The sequence below is a fragment of the Rhodanobacter sp. FW102-FHT14D06 genome (genome assembly GCF_043950705.1).
GTDB lineage: Bacteria > Pseudomonadota > Gammaproteobacteria > Xanthomonadales > Rhodanobacteraceae > Rhodanobacter.
In genome coordinates this window covers 963,711-980,469 of the sequence record NZ_CP170722.1, presented here as the reverse complement: position 1 = coordinate 980,469, position 16,759 = coordinate 963,711, and the positions used below count along the sequence as shown (strand labels likewise).

General features: G+C 60.1%; 17 protein-coding genes. 12 read left to right on the top strand and 5 right to left on the bottom strand.

Features of this window, described 5'->3' with window-relative positions; genetic code table 11:
- Window positions 1-796: 796 nt before the first annotated feature.
- A complete protein-coding gene (locus tag ACFCQI_RS04725) occupies window positions 797-1,867 on the bottom strand; it encodes an IS110 family transposase (RefSeq protein ID WP_395120230.1) in 1,071 nt (356 codons plus the stop codon).
- Between the two features lie 858 nt (window positions 1,868-2,725).
- Entirely contained in the window at window positions 2,726-3,805 is a 1,080-nt protein-coding gene (locus tag ACFCQI_RS04720; RefSeq protein ID WP_395117203.1) for an IS110 family transposase, read from the bottom strand.
- A gap of 136 nt (window positions 3,806-3,941) precedes the next feature.
- On the opposite strand from ACFCQI_RS04720, the gene ACFCQI_RS04715 reads away from it, so the two are divergent.
- On the top strand, window positions 3,942-4,457 hold the full coding sequence (locus ACFCQI_RS04715) for a hypothetical protein (protein ID WP_395120232.1): 516 nt from the start codon (window positions 3,942-3,944) through the stop codon (window positions 4,455-4,457).
- A gap of 64 nt (window positions 4,458-4,521) precedes the next feature.
- Window positions 4,522-4,950, top strand: coding sequence for a hypothetical protein (locus tag ACFCQI_RS04710; RefSeq protein WP_395120231.1), 429 nt, complete (start codon window positions 4,522-4,524; stop codon window positions 4,948-4,950).
- 312 nt (window positions 4,951-5,262) lie between these two features.
- On the opposite strand, the gene ACFCQI_RS04705 is transcribed toward ACFCQI_RS04710, so the two are convergent.
- On the bottom strand, window positions 5,263-6,342 hold the full coding sequence (locus ACFCQI_RS04705; RefSeq protein ID WP_395117203.1) for an IS110 family transposase: 1,080 nt from the start codon (window positions 6,340-6,342) through the stop codon (window positions 5,263-5,265).
- Window positions 6,343-7,583: 1,241 nt separating this feature from the next.
- Window positions 7,584-8,654, bottom strand: a complete 1,071-nt coding sequence (locus tag ACFCQI_RS04700) for an IS110 family transposase (protein ID WP_395120230.1) — start codon at window positions 8,652-8,654, stop codon at window positions 7,584-7,586.
- Window positions 8,655-8,792: 138 nt separating this feature from the next.
- Between ACFCQI_RS04700 and ACFCQI_RS04695 the strand changes: the two genes are divergently transcribed.
- The 6 genes from ACFCQI_RS04695 to ACFCQI_RS04670 all read left to right on the top strand — a co-directional run bounded on the left by ACFCQI_RS04695 (window position 8,793) and on the right by ACFCQI_RS04670 (window position 11,973).
- Window positions 8,793-9,074 (top strand): hypothetical protein, encoded by a 282-nt coding sequence (locus ACFCQI_RS04695; RefSeq protein WP_395120229.1) that lies wholly within the window; start codon window positions 8,793-8,795, stop codon window positions 9,072-9,074.
- Window positions 9,075-9,140: 66 nt separating this feature from the next.
- Window positions 9,141-9,722, top strand: coding sequence for a hypothetical protein (locus ACFCQI_RS04690; protein WP_395120228.1), 582 nt, complete (start codon window positions 9,141-9,143; stop codon window positions 9,720-9,722).
- 75 nt (window positions 9,723-9,797) lie between these two features.
- Entirely contained in the window at window positions 9,798-10,151 is a 354-nt protein-coding gene (locus ACFCQI_RS04685; RefSeq protein WP_369491286.1) for a transposase, read from the top strand.
- Complete coding sequence (locus ACFCQI_RS04680) at window positions 10,112-10,957, top strand: IS3 family transposase (protein ID WP_395121250.1); 846 nt, start codon at window positions 10,112-10,114, stop codon at window positions 10,955-10,957. Before ACFCQI_RS04685 ends, ACFCQI_RS04680 begins: the two co-directional genes overlap by 40 nt.
- A gap of 143 nt (window positions 10,958-11,100) precedes the next feature.
- The gene (locus ACFCQI_RS04675) at window positions 11,101-11,490 is read left to right on the top strand and encodes a hypothetical protein (protein WP_395120227.1); all 390 of its coding nucleotides are present in this window, start codon (window positions 11,101-11,103) and stop codon (window positions 11,488-11,490) included.
- Window positions 11,491-11,568: 78 nt separating this feature from the next.
- Window positions 11,569-11,973: a hypothetical protein gene (locus ACFCQI_RS04670; RefSeq protein ID WP_395120226.1), complete on the top strand. Its 405-nt coding sequence runs from the start codon at window positions 11,569-11,571 to the stop codon at window positions 11,971-11,973.
- A gap of 354 nt (window positions 11,974-12,327) precedes the next feature.
- Here the strand turns inward: ACFCQI_RS04670 and ACFCQI_RS04665 are convergent, their stop codons facing one another.
- The gene (locus ACFCQI_RS04665) at window positions 12,328-13,398 is read right to left on the bottom strand and encodes an IS110 family transposase (protein WP_395120225.1); all 1,071 of its coding nucleotides are present in this window, start codon (window positions 13,396-13,398) and stop codon (window positions 12,328-12,330) included.
- Window positions 13,399-13,531: 133 nt separating this feature from the next.
- Between ACFCQI_RS04665 and ACFCQI_RS04660 the strand changes: the two genes are divergently transcribed.
- The 4 genes from ACFCQI_RS04660 (at window position 13,532) to ACFCQI_RS04645 (ending at window position 16,751) form a co-directional block, all read left to right on the top strand.
- Window positions 13,532-13,975 (top strand): hypothetical protein, encoded by a 444-nt coding sequence (locus ACFCQI_RS04660; protein WP_395120224.1) that lies wholly within the window; start codon window positions 13,532-13,534, stop codon window positions 13,973-13,975.
- 484 nt (window positions 13,976-14,459) lie between these two features.
- Entirely contained in the window at window positions 14,460-14,708 is a 249-nt protein-coding gene (locus tag ACFCQI_RS04655; RefSeq protein WP_395120223.1) for a hypothetical protein, read from the top strand.
- A gap of 235 nt (window positions 14,709-14,943) precedes the next feature.
- Entirely contained in the window at window positions 14,944-15,465 is a 522-nt protein-coding gene (locus ACFCQI_RS04650) for a hypothetical protein (protein ID WP_395120222.1), read from the top strand.
- A 129-nt stretch (window positions 15,466-15,594) separates the two neighbouring features.
- Window positions 15,595-16,751 (top strand): IS3 family transposase gene (locus tag ACFCQI_RS04645; protein ID WP_395120221.1). Its coding sequence is split into 2 segments (ribosomal slippage): window positions 15,595-15,844 and window positions 15,844-16,751, totalling 1,158 coding nucleotides; the frame shifts between segments, so codons are not numbered across the junction.
- Window positions 16,752-16,759: the final 8 nt, after the last annotated feature.

Genomic DNA, 16,759 nt, shown 5'->3' with positions numbered 1-16,759 from the left:
GCTGCCCTTTTGCTTTCCGGATTGCTTGGCGGATGTGTCACGAAAGGCTGCGGGATTAGGTTGCAGGATTAGGCTGCGTCCTGTGTTGTAAGTCATTGAAAAATTGGCGAGTCGGCGCGAAGCGATCATCCAGTGCCAAGGGATAGGCTGCAGGATTACACTGCACTTTGAAATCTACATAGCGTTAGGCCTTATGCAGAAAGTCGATTTACATTCTGCTTTCATTCAACGAGGAGAAAGTTATGAAGCCTTTCACTCTAATCGCCATCGTTGTCTTTGCATGTGTTGCCCTGCTGCAGCTGGTTCGCTTCATAGAGGCTTGGCCTGTATCAATCAATGGGCTCGCGGTTCCGCTCTGGGCAAGTGCTTTCATATTTGTAGTCGCCGTCGTTCTTTCCGTTATGCTTTGGCGCGAAAATCGTAAGTAATCCCTCGTGCCTAACAGTTCCTTAGGAGACTTCCCGTCAACCCCGGGCGCATGATGCTTTTGCCCTGAGCTTTCGGGCGACTGCTGGTGATCGGGTTGTCCTGCGTGCTGCGTGCTGCGTGGTCAGTGGGATGCGGCGTCGAACGTTGCCAGACTGCATTTCCTTAGACGGTCTTGTTGAGTCGATGGTGCCGGCTCGGACCAGGGTATAAACCGCGCCCGGAGACCTCATTCGTTCAGCGGTGTCGTCGATGTTCGGGGATCGGCCGAAACACGTTTGGACGTCCAGAATGTTAGTCAGGTTCTCTCCGGGTGGGTCTGACCCGTTGTTGCCGCGTAGCGCTGACCGTGAATCGAAAGCAAGGTTCCTCAAGCGAGTTGAGCGGGGCAATGCAGCGGGCGACGCTGGCTGGCGCAGGGGTCGTAATCCACCTCGTGAGCCAGCATCACCCACAACTGGCGCGCATGTTTGTTGGCGATGGCGACCAGCACCTTGCCGAATGGCAACCGCACCGCGAGTGACCGAATCCAGAGTTGTTCGGGTGTGGCCTTTTCCGTGGCGACCACCTTGGCCCGTTGCAGGCTGCTGCGCGCGCCCTGGATCAGCAGCGTGCGCAGGTAGCCATCGCCGCGACAGCTGATCGCACCCAGCCGCGTGTGTCCGCCGCTGGAGTGCTGGGTCGGCACCATGCCGAGCCACGCCGCCAGTTGCCGACCATTGCGGAATTCCTGCGCCTTGCCGAGGCTGGCGATCAGGGCGTCCGCGGTGAGCGCGCCGATGCCGACGATCGCGCGCAGGCGCACGCACCGCTCGTCATCGCGCGCATGGGCTTCGATGCGTGCATCGCACGCGTCGAAGGCCGTGCGGACCTGGGTCCAGTGGGCCTCCACGCTGCGGATCAACGCCTTGAACTCTGCCGACAGCGCGGTGTGTGCATCCAGATCGGCCAGCACCCGGCGCAGGGCCTTGTCGCTCTTGCCCATCACGATGCCGAACTCGGCCAGCAGGCCGCGCAGGCGGTTGCCGATCGCCAGACTCTCCGCCTTGTAACCCTCGCGCACCCGATGCCAGGACAGCCGGGCCTGCTGGTCGATGGTCTTGATCGGCACGAAACGCATGTTGCCCTGGCGGGCGGCCGTGGCAATCGCCTCGGCGTCGTTGCGGTCGTTCTTGCTGCGCTGACTCTTGCGGTACGGCTTGACCAGCTGGGCAGCCATCAGCCGCGGCCGCAGCCCGCACTCTTCACACCGCCGTGCCCAGTGATGGGCCCCGCTGCAGGCTTCCATCGCCACCACCGTCCCCGCCGGCCGCTGCGCCAGCCACACGGCGAAGACCTCACGCTTGAACTCCCGTCGTTCCAGCACGTGTCCGGCGCCATCCATCGCGCACACCGAAAACACGTTCTTCGCCAAGTCCACACCCAGGGTTATAGTGCTCATGGAGACTTCCTCTTCTGCTGACGGTTGTGTCGCAACACCATCATGGCCCTCGAGGCCGAAAGGGGAGGAAGTCTCTTTTTACTCGTTCAAGGCGGACGGCTTCGCCGCCGCTTAACTCCAGCGTTAGGGCGTCCGTCAGCCATCAGGGGAAAGTCAAATGAGAGCGTCGTTATGGGGAGCGTCGATGGTGCTGGTAGCAAGCTTGGCTGGTTGTGCTAATTCCGGCGTTATACAAGTTGGCAAGGACACATATACAGCTTCGGTGCGCGCCCCGTTCGGAGGCCCATCCAGTGCCAAGGGGACCGCGTTGAAGGAAGCAAACTTGTACTGTTCCAAACAGAGCAAGCAGGTTCTTCTCAAGGACGAGCATTCGTCCGAGTGCATGTTGCACGGCGGCTGCGGCCAAAGCGAAATTACTTTCATGTGCCTAGACGCCAGCGATCCGCGCTACTCCCCGCAGCATTGAATCTCTCAGGGCAAAGGCTGCGGCCGTGGAGCCACCCTAACCAGTCCGTAAGAGACTTCCGGTCAACCCCGGGCGCATGATGCTTTCGCCCTGGGCTTTCGGGCTGCTGCCGGTCATCGTGTTGTCCTGTTTGCTGCGTACTGCGTGTCAGTGCTTCATGGGTACAACGAATGTCAGGCTGCATTTCCGTAATCGGTCTTGTTGAGTCGATGCCGCCGACTCGGACCTTTGTATAAACCGCACCCGAAGACCTCGTTCGTTCATCGGACTGTCCGGTGCCCAGGGATCAGTCGGCACACCGTTTGGACGTCCATCTAGTTAGTCAGGTTCTCTCCGGGGTGGTCTGACCTGTTGTCTACCGTGTCGCGCTGACGTTGAATCGAAACTCGGTTTTACGCCGCCTGCACCGTGTGAGTTTGCTGGTGCATCGGATGCTGCAGGCAGGCACAGGGGTCGTAGTCGACGTCGTGCGCCAGCATCGCCCAGATCTGCCGGGCATGTTTGTTCGCGATGGCCACGATCACCTTGCCGAAAGGCATGCGTCCATCCAGGGTACGTATCCACAACTGTTCGGGCGTGGCCTTCTCGGTGGCCACGGCCTTCGCGCGCTGCAGACTGCTGCGGGCGCCCTGGATCAGCAACGTGCGCAGGTACGCATCCCCACGACAGCTGATCTCACCCAGCCGCGCATGCCCGCCGCTGGAGTGTTGGGTGGGCACCAGCCCCAGCCATGCCGCCATCTGCCGGCCGTGTTTGAACTCGCGCGCGTTGCCGACCGTGGCCACCGCCGCATCGGCGGTGATCGCGCCGACCCCGATGACCGCGCGCAGCCGCACACACTGCTCGTCATCGCGCGCGTGTATCTCGATGCGTGCATCGCACGCGTCGAGGTGCAGGCGCAACTGCTTCCAGTGCTCCGCCAGGTCACGCAACAGTTCCTTGAGCTCAGCCGGCAATCCGAGCTGCCCATCGAGGTCAGCCAGCTGGCGACGCAGCGCCAGATCGCTCTGCGCCACGACCACACCGAACTCGGCCAGCAGGCCGCGAATACGGTTGCCGATCGCCAGCGACTCGACCTTGTAGCCCTCGCGGACTCGATGCCATGACAACCGCACCTGCTGATCGATCGACTTGACCGGCACGAAACGCATGTTGCCCTGGCGGGCGGCTGTGGCGATCGCCTCGGCATCGGCCCGGTCGTTCTTGGTTCGGCGACCCTTGCGGAACGGCGTGACGAACTGGGCGGCGATGATCCGCGGCTGCAGACCGTACTCCAGGCAGCGCCGCGCCCAGTGGTGCGCCCCGCTGCACGCCTCCATCGCCACCACCGTGCCGGCCGGCAACTGCGCCAGCCACAGGCCAAACGGCTCGCGCCGTAGGTCCTGCCGCCGCAGCACATGGCCAGCGCCATCCATCTCACACGCTGAAAACAGGACTTTCGCCAAATCCACGCCGATGGTTATAGTGCTCATGGAGACTTCCTCTTCTGCTGACGGTTGTGTCGCAACACCATCATGGCCCTCGAGGCCGAAAGGGGAGGAAGTCTCTTTTTACTCGTTCGAGGCGGACGGCTGCGCCGCCGCTCAACTCCAGCGTTAGGGCCCACTCATGGAACGTGACGGTTTGCCCTACCTTTTCATTGCGCTGCTCTGCGCCATCTGTCTTCCGGTGGTGCATTCAAACCCCACGCATCTTCCTCAAGCATCGGTTTGCCAACTCATGCATTTCGGTGCAGAGCACGATGGGAGCGTTTACGAAACCTCGGCGTTGTATGGCACCGATCTTCGCCACGGTGCTTGGCTCCTAGATCCCGCAAATACAAACTGTTGGGTGCAACTCGGCGTCCAACAGAGCGATACCGACGGCTCCGTCGCCCGCTTCGAGCAAGCTTTGGTTAACGGCATCATGCGGAACGGCCCGGGCACAAAACGGGCGCTTCGAGCAGAGATCGTATTTCATTGGGTCACAACCGATTCGCACGATACTTTTGCATCGCGCGGGAAACCTTGGGTGCCAAAGGGCGAGGTCGAGCTAAAGCGCGTTTTCAGCTCGTCTCCTGCTACCGTGGCCCCTAACCAGTCGTCCGAGGCGGACGGCTCCGCCGCCGCTCAACTCCAGCGTTAGGGCTCACCAGACGATGACAATCACAAAACTTCCTCGTCCTAAGAGACTTTGGGTCGCGGCAATCATGAATATTCTCGTTGCCGCAACCAGCGTTCTACTTCTTGCATTTCTTCTGCTCAGCTCAAATCCAAATATTCCCGAGAGCCTCAGGCCAGGACTGTCAGCAGCTTTGTTTGCTCTCGGCACGGCGGGCTTTCTCATCGTATCTTCTGTGCTCGCATTGTTTCGCGTCAAATTCTCTCGTTGGCTCATGCTGGCAGCCGCACTGATATTTTTTGGCATCCTAGGCTTCCAAAGCTTGGATATTCTCCTATCATCTGGAGCGTCGTTGTCGGCCGGGGTTGTGCCGAAGCTTTGGGCCAATGTCATACGCAATGCTTTGGAAATTTCTATCAACGTATGGGCGCTCCTTAGTGCAAAAACAGCTGCGTTCTTCCTAGGCAGCCGCCCTAACCAGTCCGTAAGAGACTTCCGGTCAACCCCGGGCGCATGATGCTTTCGCCCTGGGCTTTCGGGCTGCTGCCGGTCATCGTGTTGTCCTGTTTGCTGCGTACTGCGTGTCAGTGCTTCATGGGTACAACGAATGTCAGGCTGCATTTCCGTAATCGGTCTTGTTGAGTCGATGCCGCCGACTCGGACCTTTGTATAAACCGCACCCGAAGACCTCGTTCGTTCATCGGACTGTCCGGTGCCCAGGGATCAGTCGGCACACCGTTTGGACGTCCATCTAGTTAGTCAGGTTCTCTCCGGGGTGGTCTGACCTGTTGTCTACCGTGTCGCGCTGACGTTGAATCGAAACTCGGTTTTACGCCGCCTGCACCGTGTGAGTTTGCTGGTGCATCGGATGCTGCAGGCAGGCACAGGGGTCGTAGTCGACGTCGTGCGCCAGCATCGCCCAGATCTGCCGGGCATGTTTGTTCGCGATGGCCACGATCACCTTGCCGAAAGGCATGCGTCCATCCAGGGTACGTATCCACAACTGTTCGGGCGTGGCCTTCTCGGTGGCCACGGCCTTCGCGCGCTGCAGACTGCTGCGGGCGCCCTGGATCAGCAACGTGCGCAGGTACGCATCCCCACGACAGCTGATCTCACCCAGCCGCGCATGCCCGCCGCTGGAGTGTTGGGTGGGCACCAGCCCCAGCCATGCCGCCATCTGCCGGCCGTGTTTGAACTCGCGCGCGTTGCCGACCGTGGCCACCGCCGCATCGGCGGTGATCGCGCCGACCCCGATGACCGCGCGCAGCCGCACACACTGCTCGTCATCGCGCGCGTGTATCTCGATGCGTGCATCGCACGCGTCGAGGTGCAGGCGCAACTGCTTCCAGTGCTCCGCCAGGTCACGCAACAGTTCCTTGAGCTCAGCCGGCAATCCGAGCTGCCCATCGAGGTCAGCCAGCTGGCGACGCAGCGCCAGATCGCTCTGCGCCACGACCACACCGAACTCGGCCAGCAGGCCGCGAATACGGTTGCCGATCGCCAGCGACTCGACCTTGTAGCCCTCGCGGACTCGATGCCATGACAACCGCACCTGCTGATCGATCGACTTGACCGGCACGAAACGCATGTTGCCCTGGCGGGCGGCTGTGGCGATCGCCTCGGCATCGGCCCGGTCGTTCTTGGTTCGGCGACCCTTGCGGAACGGCGTGACGAACTGGGCGGCGATGATCCGCGGCTGCAGACCGTACTCCAGGCAGCGCCGCGCCCAGTGGTGCGCCCCGCTGCACGCCTCCATCGCCACCACCGTGCCGGCCGGCAACTGCGCCAGCCACAGGCCAAACGGCTCGCGCCGTAGGTCCTGCCGCCGCAGCACATGGCCAGCGCCATCCATCTCACACGCTGAAAACAGGACTTTCGCCAAATCCACGCCGATGGTTATAGTGCTCATGGAGACTTCCTCTTCTGCTGACGGTTGTGTCGCAACACCATCATGGCCCTCGAGGCCGAAAGGGGAGGAAGTCTCTTTTTACTCGTTCAAGGCGGACGGCTCCGCCGCCGCTTAACTCCAGCGTTAGGTGCTACGTGAAGGTTGCTGTGAAATGGAAGATTTCGGCACTTACCTTGGTCACTTGGCCTATCGCCGCGTGGCTGGCCTTTCCAAATCCCAGCTCTCATTCGTCCAAAATTTTGTTTGTCGCTGCATCCCTTCCTTTGTTCATCGCCGTAGGCATCGAGCTGTACGCTCAGTGGCAGCAGCTACGCGAGAGGCCTGAGTCCTATGTTTCGGGTAGCCCAGCAGGTAACAAAATTGCCGTAGTCTTGGCTGCAGCACTCATGGGTCTGGTTGCTTGTCTCGCGTATGCAATTGCGCGGCATCACGCCTAACCCGTCATTCAAGCGGACGGCTACGCCGCCGCTTAATTCCAGCGTTAGAGCGCACATGAAGTATTCCGCGGCCATTCGAAGAACGATCCCTTGCGGAATTTTCGGCATGTTCGCGGGCGGCTATTTAGCATCTCTACTCCTTGGCGCCGGAATCGCGTTCTCCAATCGCACTCCACAACTTCATGATTGGGCGTCTGCACCATTAGCAGCCTTTCCTCTTCTCGCGGTTGCGCTGCTCTTCGCTGCACCGGCCACGCTACTAGTCGGGTGCCCGCTGTACGCGGCACTGCTGCAACGAAATCGCGCTTCAGTCATCTCTACGCTGCTCGTTGTCCTTGCCATGGTCGCTATATGCTTTGTGGCAGCAGGCTCGGCCGTTGCATACCTGGTCGGCTTATACGGAGTTCCCATTGCGCTAGTCACACATGCTGTGCAGCGAGTACGCTCTAACAATTCCTTAGGAGACTTCCCGTCAACCCCGGGCGCATGATGCTTTTGCCCTGAGCTTTCGGGCGACTGCTGGTGATCGGGTTGTCCTGCGTGCTGCGTGCTGCGTGGTCAGTGGGATGCGGCGTCGAACGTTGCCAGACTGCATTTCCTTAGACGGTCTTGTTGAGTCGATGGTGCCGGCTCGGACCAGGGTATAAACCGCGCCCGGAGACCTCATTCGTTCAGCGGTGTCGTCGATGTTCGGGGATCGGCCGAAACACGTTTGGACGTCCAGAATGTTAGTCAGGTTCTCTCCGGGTGGGTCTGACCCGTTGTTGCCGCGTAGCGCTGACCGTGAATCGAAAGCAAGGTTCCTCAAGCGAGTTGAGCGGGGCAATGCAGCGGGCGACGCTGGCTGGCGCAGGGGTCGTAATCCACCTCGTGAGCCAGCATCACCCACAACTGGCGCGCATGTTTGTTGGCGATGGCGACCAGCACCTTGCCGAATGGCAACCGCACCGCGAGTGACCGAATCCAGAGTTGTTCGGGTGTGGCCTTTTCCGTGGCGACCACCTTGGCCCGTTGCAGGCTGCTGCGCGCGCCCTGGATCAGCAGCGTGCGCAGGTAGCCATCGCCGCGACAGCTGATCGCACCCAGCCGCGTGTGTCCGCCGCTGGAGTGCTGGGTCGGCACCATGCCGAGCCACGCCGCCAGTTGCCGACCATTGCGGAATTCCTGCGCCTTGCCGAGGCTGGCGATCAGGGCGTCCGCGGTGAGCGCGCCGATGCCGACGATCGCGCGCAGGCGCACGCACCGCTCGTCATCGCGCGCATGGGCTTCGATGCGTGCATCGCACGCGTCGAAGGCCGTGCGGACCTGGGTCCAGTGGGCCTCCACGCTGCGGATCAACGCCTTGAACTCTGCCGACAGCGCGGTGTGTGCATCCAGATCGGCCAGCACCCGGCGCAGGGCCTTGTCGCTCTTGCCCATCACGATGCCGAACTCGGCCAGCAGGCCGCGCAGGCGGTTGCCGATCGCCAGACTCTCCGCCTTGTAACCCTCGCGCACCCGATGCCAGGACAGCCGGGCCTGCTGGTCGATGGTCTTGATCGGCACGAAACGCATGTTGCCCTGGCGGGCGGCCGTGGCAATCGCCTCGGCGTCGTTGCGGTCGTTCTTGCTGCGCTGACTCTTGCGGTACGGCTTGACCAGCTGGGCAGCCATCAGCCGCGGCCGCAGCCCGCACTCTTCACACCGCCGTGCCCAGTGATGGGCCCCGCTGCAGGCTTCCATCGCCACCACCGTCCCCGCCGGCCGCTGCGCCAGCCACACGGCGAAGACCTCACGCTTGAACTCCCGTCGTTCCAGCACGTGTCCGGCGCCATCCATCGCGCACACCGAAAACACGTTCTTCGCCAAGTCCACACCCAGGGTTATAGTGCTCATGGAGACTTCCTCTTCTGCTGACGGTTGTGTCGCAACACCATCATGGCCCTCGAGGCCGAAAGGGGAGGAAGTCTCTTTTTACTCGTTCAAGGCGGACGGCTTCGCCGCCGCTTAACTCCAGCGTTAGACGGCTCAGTCATGGACGCCATCCAGTCACTCGTCAAATACGTTCTTGCCCTGGAGCAATCGTCCGAGGCCACTTCGCGCGCTGAGGATCGCTCGATTTACAAGTCTCTACTTGCCGACGCTGGCCCCATCCTCGCAAGTGCATTGGTGCGCGACGCGCAATCCAACATTGCATCACGTATCTCTCAACATGAGCGGCTCTGGGGCTATTCATGGCTTCAAGATCCAGTCTTTCAAAGCGCATCGGACGCCTGGCAGGCAGTCAAGCTGGCATATGCACAGGCCGCCGTCTAACATCTCGTTCGAGGCGGACGGCTCCGCCGCCGCTCAACTCAAGCGTTATATTTCTCGGAGAGTCCCTTGCTAACGTTGGAGCTTTTAGAGCAGAACATCGCGGAGTGTCGGGCTGCTGTTGAAGCGGGTACGGAGAAGTCCGAAGTCCTCCAGTTCTTTCTCAACTTACACAAGGACTTGGCCAACGCTTCGGAAAGTGACTGGCAGGCGTACAACGAGATTGCCGAGAATCTACCAAATGAAGGAGCGGACAACGTATTAGTCGTTCTCAAGGGTCAACTTCTCATAGAGCGTCTGGTCCACAAGTTCATCCATTCTCGCCTACCAAACCCCAAGGCATTCAAAAGCCAAAGTTTCCGCTTTTCGCAGTGCATCCAAATAGCGGAAGCCATGTGCCTACCAAACGAGGAACCTGCCTGGCTGTGGCAGCAAGTGAAAGAGCTGAATACCATTAGAGGTCAATTGGCGCACGAGTTGCAGCCAAAGAACATAGACACAAGAATCCATAATTTCGTAACAACCATTGCCAATACGTGTAATTTATCGAGCCACACGCCAACTAGCGCGGTTGCACACTTGTATGGCATGGTGAAAGGCCTTTGTGATTTATCAACTGATGACCCAGATTTCAAAGCGTTCAAAATATAACAGTTCGCTGCAGCCGACCGGACAGTTCCTACGCTTTAGTGGACACCCTGAACTACCACTTCAGGAGTCCACAAGATGCCCAAACCAGGTCCACGAACCACCTACCGCTATACCCAGGAATTCAAGGCAACCGCTGTCCGTTTGAGCCTGTTACCGGGCGTCGCGGTGGGTGACGTTGCCCAGTCGCTTTACATCCACCCGTTCATGCTGTCTCGTTGGCGCAAACAGGCGCGCGAGGGATTGATCATGACGAAGGGTGTGGCGGTCGACAAAGCCGTGGCAGCGGAGCTGAAGGAGCTGCGTCGGGTGAAGAAGGCCTACGAGCAGCTGAAGATCGAGCATGACCTTTTAAAAAAAGCGATCGCGTTCACTTCCAGTCCAAGGCCGACATCTTCGCCTTCATCCGTCAGCAAGAGCACCACCCGGTGAGGCTGTTGTGCCGGCTGTACGGGGTCAGTCCAAGCGGGTATTACGCCTGGCGGGATCGACCGTCGAGCGCGCGTGCGCAGGAGGATGCACGACTGCTTGAGAGCATTCGCCACGTGCACGCCGAAGGCCGGCAGACTTACGGTAGCCCGCGGGTCCACGCCGGCCTGCAACGCAACGGTGAATCCGTCGGACGCCGCCGGGTCGAGCGCTTGATGCGGGACCATGCCATCCGTGGCTGCTCTGCCGATCTGTATCGACGTTGTCCGGGTGTCGATCGCTTCTTCGCCAGCGTCGACAACCAGGTGCACGAGCTGACGGTGGATCGGCCCGATCAGGTCTGGGTCACCGATGTCACCTATCTGAAAGTATCGGGTTCATGGCGCTACCTCGCCACCGTCATGGATCGCTATTCGCGGCGCCTGCTGGGCTGGTCGCTGGGAACGGACCGGACGGCCAACCTGACGCGCCGGGCGTTGGCAGCGGCGTTGCGCCAACGCAAACCGCCGGCCGGCACGTTGCTGCACAGTGATCGCGGGGTGGAGTTTCTGGCCAGCGACTTCAAACGCATGCTGGCCAGGGCGGGCTTGGTGCAGAGCGTGAACCGCCCGCATCGAATGACCGACAACGCGCACATGGAGTCGTGGAACAAGTCGATGAAATCGGACATGTATCACCGCGACAGCTTCTGCACCGAAGGCTCGCTGCGAAGCGCCGTGCGCAGCTACATCGATTTCTACAACAGCAAGCGCTTACACTCTGCCTTGGGCTATCGTTCTCCCATCGAGTTCGAGGCACAGTACGGCTAACCAACCGGTGTCCACTTTTGCGTAGGAACTCTCCCGCCATCCCGCTACGCGGGCTGCCGGCGGCTGAGCTCAAGCGTTAGACCTTTCTCGAACCAATCCGGCAACGTGACCCAACAACTATTGACTGCAAGGAAGTATCCCACATGAGTTCAGACACCTTTAAAGCTTCGACCCAGTACAACGATCTTTTGGGTAGCGCAGCCGCAGATAGGGCAGACCAAGACGACGCCGGAAGCTGGCTAGAAAGCCAAGGCCTAATCAAAGCTGGCGAGTTTCTGGTTGGCATCGAGACGTACGTATCATCTGCACTCGCCGCAGAAGGCCAAGAAATCGTCTTGAGCACCTCGTTTATTTTGGTCCAGGCGGCCAACTTTGATGACGCTGCCGCAGACATGAGAAATGCTGAGACTATTCCCGCAAGGAAGGTCTCGCACGACTTTAGCCCCACCGAATTCTTTTCGTTGTTCAAGCGTTTCAACGTAACACTATCAAGCGCTGGAGAGCTGGAAGGGCGCCAGTACAGCTTCGACTGACCTCGCACGAAAGGTCTAACCATTCGTCCGAGCGGACGCGCGAAAAAGCCGCGCGCCGCTCAACTCCAGCGTTAGCACATGAAAAATATCGCGATCCTGATGATCTTCTTTGCAGCTTTCAGCCAAGCGGCGATTGCATGCTCTATGAACCTGCCCGACCCAAAGGTCGATGCTAGAGATGCAGACAATATTGAGGTCGGTTACGTCGTCGCTGACCGCTGGCCTGACTACGAGAAGCATCTTCTGTCCGGTAGATCGGGTTTTGTGGTGCCTGATCGCCGAATAGTGCGCGTGGTCTTTACAGAGGTGCTGAAGGGCCGTCTTACCTCGCCACAAGAAATCGTAGTTCCGTGCGCTTCCCCAGCACCGGAGGCTCGCGAGCGGGTCATCGTCCTGCACAGCCAAAAATATTGGTATTGTCTTGTTCCTTTTCTCTCGCCCGACTACGAAAAGGCTCTTCGTGCAGCGCTCTCGAAGCGCTAACATTTCCTTAGGAGACTTCCCGTCAACCCCGGGCGCATGATGCTTTTGCCCTGAGCTTTCGGGCGACTGCTGGTGATCGGGTTGTCCTGCGTGCTGCGTGCTGCGTGGTCAGTGGGATGCGGCGTCGAACGTTGCCAGACTGCATTTCCTTAGACGGTCTTGTTGAGTCGATGGTGCCGGCTCGGACCAGGGTATAAACCGCGCCCGGAGACCTCATTCGTTCAGCGGTGTCGTCGATGTTCGGGGATCGGCCGAAACACGTTTGGACGTCCAGAATGTTAGTCAGGTTCTCTCCGGGTGGGTCTGACCCGTTGTTGCCGCGTAGCGCTGACCGTGAATCGAAAGCAAGGTTCCTCAAGCGAGTTGAGCGGGGCAATGCAGCGGGCGACGCTGGCTGGCGCAGGGGTCGTAATCCACCTCGTGAGCCAGCATCACCCACAACTGGCGCGCATGTTTGTTGGCGATGGCGACCAGCACCTTGCCGAATGGCAACCGCACCGCGAGTGACCGAATCCAGAGTTGTTCGGGTGTGGCCTTTCCCGTGGCGACCACCTTGGCCCGTTGCAGGCTGCTGCGCGCGCCCTGGATCAGCAGCGTGCGCAGGTAGCCATCGCCGCGACAGCTGATCGCACCCAGCCGCGTGTGTCCGCCGCTGGAGTGCTGGGTCGGCACCATGCCGAGCCACGCCGCCAGTTGCCGGCCATTGCGGAATTCCTGCGCCTTGCCGAGGCTGGCGATCAGGGCGTCTGCGGTGAGCGCGCCGATGCCGACGATCGCGCGCAGGCGCACGCACCGCTCGTCATCGCGCACATGGGCTTCGATGCGTGCATCGCACGCGTCGAAGGCCGTGCGGACCTGGGTCCAGTGGGCCTCCACGCTGCGGATCAACGCCTTGAACTCTGCCGGCAGCGCGGTGTGTGCATCCAGATCGGCCAGCACCCGGCGCAGGGCCTTGTCGCTCTTGCCCATCACGATGCCGAACTCGGCCAGCAGGCCGCGCAGGCGGTTGCCGATCGCCAGACTCTCCGCCTTGTAACCCTCGCGCACCCGATGCCAGGACAGCCGGGCCTGCTGGTCGATGGTCTTGATCGGCACGAAACGCATGTTGCCCTGGCGGGCGGCCGTGGCGATCGCCTCGGCGTCGTTGCGGTCGTTCTTGCTGCGCTGACTCTTGCGGTACGGCTTGACCAGCTGGGCAGCCATCAGCCGCGGCCGCAGCCCGTACTCTTCACACCGCCGTGCCCAGTGATGGGCCCCGCTGCAGGCTTCCATCGCCACCACCGTCCCCGCCGGCCGCTGCGCCAGCCACACGGCGAAGACCTCACGCTTGAACTCCCGTCGTTCCAGCACGTGTCCGGCGCCATCCATCGCGCACACCGAAAACACGTTCTTCGCCAAGTCCACACCCAGGGTTATAGTGCTCATGGAGACTTCCTCTTCTGCTGACGGTTGTGTCGCAACACCATCATGGCCCTCGAGGCCGAAAGGGGAGGAAGTCTCTTTTTACTCGTTCAAGGCGGACGGCTTCGCCGCCGCTTAACTCCAGCGTTATGCCTCAATGACCCAACATCACCGCTCAATCTGGTTAGCCACGCTGGTTACGCCTTGGGCCGTACCTATGGGACTAAATCTTTTGGCGTTGCTATTTGGCCTCTTTACCAAAGGCATCGGTGCTCTCAAGGGACGGGACGATCTATACTTGGTATTCGGTTACACCTTGCCGGCGACCTATACTGCGATGCTTGTCATCGGACTTCCATACGTACTGTGTCTACGGGCGCGCGGTGTACTGACTTTCCTGCCTGTTTGCATAGGGGCAATGATTGCGGCCATCGTTGTGTCACCAGCTTATGTTTGGATCCTTTTTGGCTCCACCTCGCTTCACGCCGAAGATATCCTTATTTATGCCTTATTCGGCTTGCTCTCAGGCATTGTTTTCTGCCTTGTCGCCGGCATAACATTTCGTCCAAGCGGACGCGCGAAAGAGCCGCGCGCCGCTTAACTCAAGCGTTAGGCGCCGCGATGACCCGGAAATTTCTTCTAACGTACCTGGTCTGCTTCTTAGTCATTGGCGCCGCTGGCCTTATTATTATTGGGCTTGCAACGGGGCTTACGTTTTCAGCCGCTCTCGCAACGGATGGGCGTCCTCCCGGCTACACTCCTCCAACTATGTATGTGGCGGAAGGATTGGCTGCTATATGGGACGTGTACATAAAACCTGTGCAGCTAATCGTAGAGCTCAAGATGGGTCATGCTGCGTCAGGTATGGAGGGCCTCGGGGTTCTGATATTTTCGCCTTTCGTTGCACCAGCTATTTGGGCCGTTCCTGCCTCGATCGCAATTTTCTACTTACGCAAGCGCAAACGCTCTCGTGCTGTTACCGGCACCTGACACCTAACCACTCGTTCGAGGCGGACGGCTACGCCGCCGCTCAACTCAAGCGTTAGCCGAGTTGTCGCACATGCAACGCACCAGGGGGAATTACGATGTTCCATAAAAACCTTTTTCTGTGCTTCACCATCGTCACCTTGTGCGTGATGACTCTAGCTGGTTGCACAACAGTGACACGCCGCGACGGTTCAAGCGTTCGTATCCCGGCGGGCGGCTTCGTCGGGTCTATGGCGGCAACTAACATCGCTTGCCAAGACAATGTTCAGTCGCTCTCGGAGGAGAACGCCAAGCTTCGAGTGCAAGTAGCCGAGCTTCAAGCCAAGCTCAACAGCGCCAATAGGTAAACTTCGTAGGCGGCTAACAGTTCGTTCAAGGCGGACGGCTTCGCCGCCGCTTAACTCCAGCGTTGAGGTTGTAGAAAAAGTCGGTTTGCCAAGTTGATCGCGGCGGCGCCGAAAATCGCCCTCACAGGAGGCGCTAGAATCGACGCGCAGCACCTTGGGAGGGGTCGAAGTACCCCCGGAAATCGGCAAATTTCTTGACCAAGGACTTTTTCTACAACCTCGTTAGGACTCAGTGATGAAGTTACCGTTTGTTGTCGCGCTGCTCGTCGCTCCTTCCGTCGCAATCGCGGGTGGGTTTGGACATTGGGCCTTCGGCATGACGGCAGCGCAAATTCGTGCGGTCACCGATCACGGCCCGTACGATGCCTTTACGAATGGCGACTTGGAAACTTATAACGCAACGCTGTGCGACCAAAAGCAAAACGTACAGTTTTATCTAAAGGATGGTGTGCTTTGGCGAATCGTCGTCGTCACTTACGAAGGTACAAGTAGCGAGGACGCAGCGAGACGCTGGGCCTGGACTTACGAATGCCTCTACAAGCTTTATGGCACTCTGGAAACGCCAGACCTCAAAGGCACCAATCTTCAAGAACTCGCTGCACAGGCGCAGCTCGCCGTCGCAGCGGGCGCAAAGGTTCAGATGGCTCCGCAATCACAGCCCAAAGGCAATTTCGTATTCAGCTCGTTCAATACTTACGAGGTTAAGGGTGTCACCACGTACAGGGTATGGGTCAACTATGACCGGCCTTCGTCCTAACACGGCGCTCAAGCGGACGCTCACCCGCTACGCGGGCTCGCGCCGCTTAGCTCTGCGTTAGACGAAAGGGTTCTACCCCGATTCCGCGGACACTTTCACTAAGCCCCATACTGGGCCAGAGGAGTGTTCATGTCCAAGCGCAAGCGTTACAGCCTTGAGTACAAACAAGAGATCGTCGAACTGGTTCGGCGGTCGAAGTCGAGCTGCCGCCAGGTCGCCCTGGAGGTCGGCGTCAATCCGAACATGCTGACCCGCTGGGTTCGGGAGGCCGAGGCGGGAGGCGGCAAAGCTTTCCCCGGGGGTGGTACCCCGCGTGACGAGGAGCTCGCTCGCCTTAAGCGCGAACTGGCACGGGTCACGAAGGAACGGGATTTTTTAAAAGACGCGGCAGCGTACTTCGCGAAGCAATCACCGAACGGTACGCGGTGATTGAGCGCTGCCGCAGCGACTATCCCGGCGGGATGATGTGCCGCTGCCTAGAGGTTTCAACGAGTGGTTTCTACGCTTGGGTCGGGCGCAAGCCGGGCCCGCGTGCGCGGGCCAACGCGGGCCTGCTGGAGCGCATCCGGGAGATCCACGAGGACAGCAAGGGCGTGATCGGCGCCCCACGCATGCAAGAGGACCTGGTCGATGAGGGCATGCATGCCAGCGTCAATCGGGTGGCTCGCCTGATGGCCCGCGCTGGCCTGCAGGGCTGGCCACGGCGGACCAAGCGTCGCTTCGGCGGCAAGCCGGGCGCCCGGCCCGTGGGGATCGAGAACCGGCTGGAACGGGACTTCCACGCCAGCGAGCCGGAGACCAAGTGGGTCACGGACATCACCGAGGTCGTGACGCAGGAAGGCAAGCTATATCTGTGCGTCGTGGTCGATCTGTACAGCAAGCTCGTCGTGGGCTGGTCGATGCATCACCGCCAGGATCGCCACATGGTCGTGCGGGCGGTGCAGATGGCGGTGTGGCAGCGGCAGGAAAGCTCGGAGGTCATCCTGCACTCCGATCGCGGTGGCCAGTTCATCAGCGGCACGTATCAGAAGTTCCTGGGCGGGAACGCCTTGGTGAGCAGCATGAGTGCGGTCGGCCACTGCGCCGACAACGCAGCCTGCGAGGGCTTCTTCGGGATGCTCAAAAGAGAGCGGGTGCACCATCGCTGCTACCGGACTCGCGACGAGGCGCGGGCCGATCTGTTCGATTACCTCGAGCGGTTCCACAACCCGCGCATGCGTCGTAGAGTTGCCCGGCGCGACCGGGAGTTTTCAGCCTTAATCAAACCGTCCGTGGAAACGGGGTAGAACCCAAA

Excerpts from the sequence above, each read along its gene's own strand:
- ACFCQI_RS04725 (WP_395120230.1), bottom strand. The coding sequence starts at position 1,867 with ATGAGCACTATAACCCTGGGTGTGGACTTGGCGAAGAACGTGTTTTCG.
- ACFCQI_RS04720 (WP_395117203.1), bottom strand. The coding sequence starts at position 3,805 with ATGAGCACTATAACCATCGGCGTGGATTTGGCGAAAGTCCTGTTTTCA.
- ACFCQI_RS04715 (WP_395120232.1), top strand. The coding sequence starts at position 3,942 with ATGGAACGTGACGGTTTGCCCTACCTTTTCATTGCGCTGCTCTGCGCC.
- ACFCQI_RS04710 (WP_395120231.1), top strand. The coding sequence starts at position 4,522 with ATGAATATTCTCGTTGCCGCAACCAGCGTTCTACTTCTTGCATTTCTT.
- ACFCQI_RS04705 (WP_395117203.1), bottom strand. The coding sequence starts at position 6,342 with ATGAGCACTATAACCATCGGCGTGGATTTGGCGAAAGTCCTGTTTTCA.
- ACFCQI_RS04700 (WP_395120230.1), bottom strand. The coding sequence starts at position 8,654 with ATGAGCACTATAACCCTGGGTGTGGACTTGGCGAAGAACGTGTTTTCG.
- ACFCQI_RS04695 (WP_395120229.1), top strand. The coding sequence starts at position 8,793 with ATGGACGCCATCCAGTCACTCGTCAAATACGTTCTTGCCCTGGAGCAA.
- ACFCQI_RS04685 (WP_369491286.1), top strand. The coding sequence starts at position 9,798 with ATGCCCAAACCAGGTCCACGAACCACCTACCGCTATACCCAGGAATTC.
- ACFCQI_RS04675 (WP_395120227.1), top strand. The coding sequence starts at position 11,101 with ATGAGTTCAGACACCTTTAAAGCTTCGACCCAGTACAACGATCTTTTG.
- ACFCQI_RS04670 (WP_395120226.1), top strand. The coding sequence starts at position 11,569 with ATGAAAAATATCGCGATCCTGATGATCTTCTTTGCAGCTTTCAGCCAA.
- ACFCQI_RS04665 (WP_395120225.1), bottom strand. The coding sequence starts at position 13,398 with ATGAGCACTATAACCCTGGGTGTGGACTTGGCGAAGAACGTGTTTTCG.
- ACFCQI_RS04660 (WP_395120224.1), top strand. The coding sequence starts at position 13,532 with ATGACCCAACATCACCGCTCAATCTGGTTAGCCACGCTGGTTACGCCT.
- ACFCQI_RS04655 (WP_395120223.1), top strand. The coding sequence starts at position 14,460 with ATGTTCCATAAAAACCTTTTTCTGTGCTTCACCATCGTCACCTTGTGC.
- ACFCQI_RS04650 (WP_395120222.1), top strand. The coding sequence starts at position 14,944 with ATGAAGTTACCGTTTGTTGTCGCGCTGCTCGTCGCTCCTTCCGTCGCA.